General features: G+C 71.4%; 1 protein-coding gene and 1 pseudogene. Both read right to left on the bottom strand.

The features are described from left to right. Positions 1-51 precede the first annotated feature (51 nt). Positions 52-1,032 (bottom strand): annotated as a pseudogene (locus tag HLK59_RS49735) (alginate lyase family protein); the annotation flags it as partial. A 204-nt stretch (positions 1,033-1,236) separates the two neighbouring features. Then, positions 1,237-1,911, bottom strand: a complete 675-nt coding sequence (locus HLK59_RS49740) for a hypothetical protein (protein WP_171148284.1) — start codon at positions 1,909-1,911, stop codon at positions 1,237-1,239. Positions 1,912-2,080: the final 169 nt, after the last annotated feature.

Below are 2,080 nucleotides of genomic sequence, written 5' to 3' on the forward strand. Positions count from 1 at the left end.
GCACTTACACCTCGCGCGTCGGCGGCAGGGTCAGAGGGGTATAAGAGACACCTCCGACCCCGACCACCCGTTGACGGCCCCCTTGGCCCGCGTGTTCGCGGTGAACGGCACCTCCCCACCCATGCTCCACTTCGCCACGTACTGCGCCCCCTTGAGAAAGCGGCTGTCGTCGTAGCCGTACAGATCGATGCCCTGGTTCCACGCCATCTCGCAGAACGTCCCCATGAGCCCGACCCCCAGCAGCGCATGCCCCTGATCGCGCCCCGCCTCCAACCACTCGGCGAGCCCGTCGTCGTGCACGACGGGAATCGCGTTCCTGATCGAGCCGAGACCGTCGCCGTGCTTGAAGTAGTCGACGGCACGGCCGACTTGGGCCTTGTCGTCGCAGAAGATTCCGGTGGCCAGCACACAGGTCATGGCGGCGAGGTCCCAGTTGGTCCAGTAGTTGGAGTCGACGGCACCGTTGTGCTGGACGAGGAAGTCGTCGCTGAGCGGCGCGAAGACCCCGGACAGCATCTCCTTGAAACGGTCGAGCTCGAAGTCCGGGTGGTCTCGGACGAGTTCGGCGGCGTTGGCGATCTGGTAGCCGTACAGACCGGCGGCGAGGAACCGGTCCGCGTTGCCGGCGAGGGTGGTGAGCCTGGCCGACCAGGCGTTGAGGATCGCCACGGCGGTGTCGGCGTGGGCGCTGTCCCCGCTGACGTGGTAGCGCAGACCGTTCTGGTACGCGGCGTGGATGTCGTTGTAGAGGATCGCGTAGTTCTGGCCGGAGCCGCCGCGGACGATGGTCGCCTGCGGGTTCGCCGTCCAGCCGCTCTGCGCATGCCGGTTGGCGGTCAGCCTGGCGTATCCGGCGGTGTAGGGGGCGGTGCCCGCCTTCACCTTGGCCGCCATACGGGCCAGGTCCGTGGTGGTGTGCAGCAGACCCGGGTGCGCGTACGCGGAGCCGGCGGCCGCGGCGGGGGTTGCCAGCAGGGCCGTACCGACACCGACGGCTCCAATGGCACCGACGGCTCCGGTCGCCTTGAGCATGGTGCGGCGGCTGAACAGTGAAGTCGAAGTCACGTGCGTCATTCCTCGCGTGCCTGTGGCTGGGGACGGTGAGGAGACGCGAGGGCGGGAGCGGGGATAACAGAAAGCGGGGACAACGGTAAGTCGACGGCGATCGGGGGCGACGGGCCCGGACGTCGTACGGGACCCCGACGGGCAGGTGGTGAACGTGCTGACGCACCGGAGCTAACCGCCGGTCGGCGCGGGCTCCCAGTCCGGGCAGTACTCGACATGCACCAGGGGCACCGAACGGTCCAACAGCCCGGAGGCCTGGTGCAGTTCGGCACACGCGTGCCCGCCGGACCCGCGCCACCGGATGTCCCAGCCGGGACCCGTGTCGGCCAGGTCGAGGAAGTCCGCGGCGGTGTCCGCGAAGGGCAGGGCGCTGCCGCTCAGCACGAGGGTGTCGGCGGCGGTGGCCAGCCGGACCCGGTCGCGGAACCCGGCGTGATGGGCCCCGGGGACCGGGCGGTCCGCGGGGCCGGGGAAATCCGCCCGGCGGAACTCGACCGTGTGCGGGCTGCCGTGCCCCAGCCGGCCCCGGACCGCCTTCCAGCGCGAGGCCGGGAACTGCCGGGAGTGATGCGTCAGCAGCAGATCACGGGCCTGATGCGGCTCGGCCGGAGCGGAGCCCACGGGCCGCTCACCACGCTTCCGCAGCGGGACGTGCACCAGGGAGCGGGGCGAGCGCGCCGCCAGCAGCCAGGCCGCCGCCAGCTCCGCCGCGGCCGCCCGGTCCACCCAGAAGTCCAGCCAGTGCCCGTTGTCACGGCACAGCGCACGGCGCAGCCCCGTCGTACGCAACACCCGGTACTCCTCGGCACCGAGCCGCACCCGGTGCTCCGTGATCCCCAGCCTCATCCCGCCCGTTCCCCTCATGTCGGACGAGACGGTACCGGCGAGGGCCCGTGCGGGGCGCGCGATATATGCGCCGAGCGCCTGTGCCGCAGAGGTGGCGACGTGCGCCCCTCAGCCCTGCCGGTCCGCCACCGCCCACGACGCCAGGGCCACCGCCCCCGCCACCCCGAAC

Origin of the sequence: Streptomyces sp. S3(2020) (assembly GCF_013044505.1) — a bacterium.
Lineage (GTDB): Bacteria > Actinomycetota > Actinomycetes > Streptomycetales > Streptomycetaceae > Streptomyces.

What these genes read in the sequence shown, in the direction of transcription:
- HLK59_RS49740 (WP_171148284.1), bottom strand. Translation starts at nt 1,911, where the DNA reads ATGAGGCTGGGGATCACGGAGCACCGGGTGCGGCTCGGTGCCGAGGAG.